Below are 5,266 nucleotides of genomic sequence, written 5' to 3' on the forward strand. Positions count from 1 at the left end.
ATGTTCGCGGTCTCGTGGCTCGATACCGGGCGACTCCCGATCGCGCCGGGCAGGCTCCGCGACATCCAGTACGTCTCTGCGGTCGTGCGCACCGACGGTGTCATGATCTGGTTCATCGCGAACGACACCGGCCTGCACCTGCGGTGCCGCTACCCCGATACCCCAGAGGCGCGGCGCAATGTCGGGGCGTGGCTGGATGCCGTCCACTCCGGGCTTCGCGACACGATCGGCGCGTGATCGGTTCGGTCGCGCCGTCATGAGGGCGAAACCATAACGCACACGCGGCGCAGCACGACGCGACCGACGCTGACCTGTACCGGGAGCAGGCGCTAGCCTGAGGCCCATGACGGCACCGACGCCCGAGGCCACGACGCCCACCGACACCCGCTTCTTCGGCCAGCCGCGGGCCCTCGCCACGATCTTCGGCGTCGAGATGTGGGAGCGCTTCAGCTTCTACGGCATGCAGGGGATCCTGCTGATCTACCTCTACTACTCGGCCGCGCAGGGTGGACTCGGGATCGACGAGGGGGTCGCGACCGGGATCGTCGGCGCGTACGGCGGCGCCGTCTACCTCTCGACGATCCTCGGCGCGTGGATCGCCGACCGGATACTCGGCTCGGAGCGCGTGCTGTTCTACAGCGCCGTGGTCATTATGCTCGGCCACATCGCCCTCGCGCTGCTGCCGGGACTGCTCGGCGTTGGCGTCGGCCTGGTGCTGGTCGCCGTCGGATCGGGAGGCCTCAAGGCCAACGCGACCTCGGTCGTAGGCATGCTCTACACGACGGACGACCCGCGCCGGGATGCCGGTTTCTCGCTCTTCTACCTCGGCATCAACCTCGGCGCCTTCCTGGGCCCGCTCCTGACGGGTCTGCTCCAGTCCACTGCCGGTTTCCACTGGGGCTTCGGCCTCGCGGCTGTGGGGATGGCGATCGGTCTCGTCCAGTACACCCTCGGTCGCAAGCGGATCCCGGCAGAGGCATCCGTCGTGCACAACCCGCTGCCTCGCAATCGCTACGCCCTCATGATCGGCGTTGCCGTGGGCGCAGTCATCGTCATCGCGATCCTGACGTTCGCGCGCGTGATCCGAGCAGACAACCTTGCCGATGTCGTCATCCTCGTCTCCCTCGCGGCGACGATCGCCTACTTCGTCGTGATCCTGAGCTCGCGCAAGGTGACAGCGGTCGAACGTTCGCGGGTGGTCGCGTTCATCCCGTTGTTCATCGTGAGCGTCGGGTTCTGGTCGCTGTACCAACAGCAGTTCACGGTCATGACGGTCTATTCCGACAAGCGCTTGAACCGAGACCTGTTCGGCTGGGAGATGCCGGTGCCGTGGGTGCAGTCGATCAACCCGATCTTCATCATCATCCTCTCGGGAGTCTTCGCGGCTCTGTGGACCAAGCTCGGCACACGCCAGCCGTCGACGCCCGTGAAGTTCGGACTCGCGGCCATCATCATGGGCGCCGCGTTCCTGCTGTTCCTGCCCTGGGCGGGAGGCGGTGAGAACACGACACCGCTCCTCGCGATCATCGGCATCCTGTTCGTGTTCACCGTCGCCGAACTCCTGCTCTCGCCGATCGGATTGTCGATCACGACCAAACTCGCTCCCAGTGCCTTCCGCACGCAGATGGTGGCCCTCTTCTTCCTGTCGGTCGCGCTGGGGACCGCGATCGCGGGCTGGCTCGCGCAGTTCTACGACCCACGCAACGAGGTGCCGTACTTCTCGAGCCTCGGGATCGCCGCGATCGTCTTGGGCGTCGCGCTGCTGCTGGCCGTGAAGCCCGTCCTGAAGCTGATGAAGGGCGTGCGCTGAGTCCAGCACGATCGGTGGCTGCGATCGACACACGAAGACCGATGGCACAGATCGGCGCTGCAGGGAGTGAGGACGAGCGCAGCACACGAGAGAATCGGTCCATGCCCACAGCCCAGCTTCCCCTCGATCACGCGTGCCTCATCGTCCACGGCACGGACTCCCCCGGCATCGTCGCGGCGGTCTCGGCTCTGATCACGCGGCAGGGCGCGAACATCGTGCAGTTCGATCAGTACTCCGACAACCCGGCCGGCGGCGCCTACGTCCAGCGCGTCGTCTTTCACCGGCCAGGCCTGCGCGAGGCACTGCCCGCGATCGAAAACGACCTTGCCACGACCCTGGGCGACGGGTTCGATCTGCAGTGGGCGATCACCGACCAGTCGGTTCCGAAGCGGATGGCGATCCTCGCCTCGAAGCAGGACCACTGTCTGCTCGACCTCCTGTGGCGTCATCGTCGCGGCGAACTGCCGGTGGAGATCCCGGTCGTCATCTCGAACCACACGGATGCCGAGGCTGATGTCACCGGTTTCGGCATCCCCTTCGTGCACGTGCCTTCGGTCGCCGGGTCCGACAAGAGCGCCAGTGAAGCCCGCATCCTCGAGGTGCTGGCTGACGCGGATGCCGACTTCGTGGTTCTCGCCCGCTACATGCAGATCCTGAGCGGCGAGTTCCTCGAGAGCGTGCGGGTGCCCGTGATCAACATTCACCACTCGTTCCTTCCAGCGTTCGTCGGCGCCCAGCCCTACCGCCAGGCGAAGACCCGCGGCGTGAAGCTCATCGGAGCGACCTCGCACTACGTCACCACCGACCTCGACGAGGGGCCGATCATCGAGCAAGACATCGTGCGGGTCACGCACGCCGACACTGCTGCAGACCTCGAACGACGTGGCGCTGACGTGGAACGTGCAGTGCTTTCGCGCGCCGTGCTCTGGCACGCGCAAGATCGCGTCATCCGTCACGGAAACCACACCATCGTCTTCTGACCGCTCGGCCCCACGGGGCACATTGTCGCGACACCGAAGCGCCGGATAGGCTCGCGGAGTCCCCTATCTCGAGGAAGAGGCAGCTCATGGCCATTGCAGTGACAAATCCTGCGACCGGCGAAGTCATCGAAACCTTCGAGCCTCACGATGAGGCCGAGGTCGAGCGCCGCATTGCCGCCGCACAGTCGGCGTTCGTCGCGCTGCGCGATACGACGTTCGCCGAGCGCGCCGGATGGATGCGCAAGGCTGCCGAGCTGCTGGAAGCCGACGTCGACGAGATGGCGCGCACCATCACGATCGAGATGGGGCGTCCCCTCGCCCAGTCGCGAGCCGAGGTGCTCAAGTGCGCTCGCGGATGCCGGTTCTACGCCGACAACGCCGAGGACTTCCTGGCCACAGAGGAGCTTGCCGACCCCTCGTCGGTGAAGGCCTCGGCCGCCGGGACCCGCTGGGCACCGCTGGGCGTCGTGCTTGCGGTCATGCCCTGGAATTACCCGCTGTGGCAGGTCATGCGCTTTGCCGCCCCGGCGCTCATGGCCGGCAACACGGGGCTACTGAAGCACGCCTCTAACGTTCCGCGTTCCGCGCTCTACCTTGACACTCTCTTCGAGCGCGCCGGATTCCCGGTCGGCTCCTTCCACACGCTGCTCATCCCGGCATCCGGAGTCGAGCGGGTCCTCCGCGACTCGCGGGTCGTGGCCGCGACCCTGACCGGTTCGGAGCCCGCCGGTCGCTCGCTCGCTTCCATCGCGGGCAGCGAGGTCAAGCACGTCGTGCTCGAGCTCGGTGGCTCGGATCCGTTCGTCGTGATGCCGACGGCGGACCTCGATGCTGCGGCATCCGTCGCTGTCACCGCCCGAAACCAGAACAACGGGCAGTCCTGCATCGCTGCCAAGCGGTTCATCGTCCACACCGACGTCTACGACGATTTCGTGGCACGGTTCGTGGAGAAGACCGCAGCGCTGCGCGTCGGCGACCCCCTCGACGAGGGCACCGACGTGGGCCCCGTTGCGACCGAGAGCGGCCGGGACGAACTCGCCGAGCTCGTCGATGATGCCCTCTCGCACGGCGCCGAGGCGTTGACCGGCGGCTCGGTCCCCGACCGACCGGGCTGGTTCTACCCGCCGACGGTCCTCGCCGGTATCACGCGGGATATGCGCCTGTTCCAGGAGGAGGCCTTCGGCCCTGTAGCCACGGTGTTTCGCGTCGACTCCCGTGAGGAGGCCGTCGAGATCGCCAACGCGACGACGTTCGGGCTGTCCTCCTCGCTGTGGAGCACCGACGACGACGAGATCGAGTGGTTCGTCGACCGCATCGAAGCCGGTGCCGTGTTCATTAACGGCATGACCGTTTCGCACCCGGAGCTGCCGTTCGGGGGCATCAAGAACTCCGGCGTCGGGCGAGAGCTTGCCGCTGCCGGCATCCGTGAGTTCATGAACCTGAAGACGGTCTGGCGCGCCTGACCCACGCGTTCGATTGCCGCAACACGCCGAGGGGCAGCTGTCCGACCCGGCGGTTTGCGGCAAACGAGAAGCCCGCACTCGATGAAGAGAGCCCGCATGAATCGCCGCGACCACATGGGACCCCTCATCCTCCGCGGCGCCATCGTGGCGGCGCTCGCGACAGGCCTGCTCCTCGGCGAGCGCCTGCTCCCGTACTTCACGAGTCAAAGCAGCATCATCGCGCTGGCCTACGTCGTAACGACGCTGGTTGTGATGATCCAGCGAGGCACGAGCATCCCTCCGGCGCCGCGTCTCGGGTGCCGTCACATTTTGGCTCCTGACAACCGCGCTGATCTCGCACATCCTGAACAACCGGGGCGAGAGCCCGCTGCCCGGCCTCGTGGTCGCGGACCCAGCGCTCGCGATCGACAACTGGGGGCTCTTCCTGCTGCACTACGTGGCGCCGGGACTCGTCCTCCTGGACTGGGTACTCTTCGGGCCGCATGGCATCGTCCGCTGGCGCGACACGCTACTGTCGCTGCTTTATCCGATCGGCTATGGCCTGGTCATGATCGCGCGCGGTGCGCTTTTGCCGGAGATCACCGTGCGCTACCCCTACCCGTTCCTCGATCCGACGCTCAACGGCGTCGACGGAATGCTGCTGGCGCTCTTACGGGTCGTGGTGATGCTCGCGGTGATCGCCCTTGCGGTCGTGGCTCTCGACCGCCTGTCGGGGTTCGTCTCGCGACGGCTGACGTCACCATCCATCGATCGCGCTGCGCCACCATCTACCGCGAGCGCGCCGAGTGAGGTCACGGACCACTGAGGGCGTTCACCCGGCTACGTGTGCCCGGTTCGCTTGCCGCAACACGCCGCCCGACGGATGCCGAGCGCACACTTTGCGGCAAACGAACCGCAGGGGCTCGGCGCATCCGTCAGGGAAGGATGACGATCTTGCCCGGTTCGTGCGAGGACTCGAGCGCCTGGAACGCTGCCACCACCTCATCGAGCGGGTAGGTCGCCACGACGGGGAA

The 5,266-nt window shown here is 66.6% G+C and carries 5 protein-coding genes and 1 pseudogene; 5 read left to right on the plus strand and 1 reads right to left on the minus strand.

The window, feature by feature from the left end:
• The 5 genes and pseudogenes from Q1V87_RS04150 to Q1V87_RS04170 all read left to right on the plus strand — a co-directional run.
• Positions 1 to 237, plus strand: a pseudogene (locus Q1V87_RS04150) (peptide synthetase); the annotation flags it as partial.
• A 106-nt stretch (positions 238 to 343) separates the two neighbouring features.
• Positions 344 to 1,810, plus strand: coding sequence for a peptide MFS transporter (locus Q1V87_RS04155; RefSeq protein WP_300590966.1), 1,467 nt, complete (start codon positions 344 to 346; stop codon positions 1,808 to 1,810).
• 101 nt (positions 1,811 to 1,911) lie between these two features.
• Entirely contained in the window at positions 1,912 to 2,790 is an 879-nt protein-coding gene (gene purU, locus Q1V87_RS04160) for a formyltetrahydrofolate deformylase (protein WP_300590967.1), read from the plus strand.
• Positions 2,791 to 2,876: 86 nt separating this feature from the next.
• Positions 2,877 to 4,253, plus strand: a complete 1,377-nt coding sequence (locus tag Q1V87_RS04165) for an NADP-dependent succinic semialdehyde dehydrogenase (protein WP_300590968.1) — start codon at positions 2,877 to 2,879, stop codon at positions 4,251 to 4,253.
• A gap of 379 nt (positions 4,254 to 4,632) precedes the next feature.
• Positions 4,633 to 5,058 carry a Pr6Pr family membrane protein gene (locus Q1V87_RS04170; protein ID WP_300590969.1) on the plus strand — a complete coding sequence of 142 codons (426 nt, stop codon included), beginning with the start codon at positions 4,633 to 4,635 and terminating at the stop codon, positions 5,056 to 5,058.
• A gap of 109 nt (positions 5,059 to 5,167) precedes the next feature.
• Here the strand turns inward: Q1V87_RS04170 and Q1V87_RS04175 are convergent, their stop codons facing one another.
• On the minus strand, positions 5,168 to 5,257 hold the full coding sequence (locus Q1V87_RS04175; RefSeq protein ID WP_300590970.1) for a zinc-binding dehydrogenase: 90 nt from the start codon (positions 5,255 to 5,257) through the stop codon (positions 5,168 to 5,170).
• Positions 5,258 to 5,266: the final 9 nt, after the last annotated feature.

It is taken from the genome of Microbacterium sp. (assembly GCF_030149085.1).
GTDB lineage: Bacteria > Actinomycetota > Actinomycetes > Actinomycetales > Microbacteriaceae > Microbacterium.

What these genes read in the sequence shown, in the direction of transcription:
- purU (WP_300590967.1), top strand. Translation starts at nt 1,912, where the DNA reads ATGCCCACAGCCCAGCTTCCCCTCGATCACGCGTGCCTCATCGTCCAC.
- Q1V87_RS04165 (WP_300590968.1), top strand. Translation starts at nt 2,877, where the DNA reads ATGGCCATTGCAGTGACAAATCCTGCGACCGGCGAAGTCATCGAAACC.
- Q1V87_RS04155 (WP_300590966.1), top strand. Translation starts at nt 344, where the DNA reads ATGACGGCACCGACGCCCGAGGCCACGACGCCCACCGACACCCGCTTC.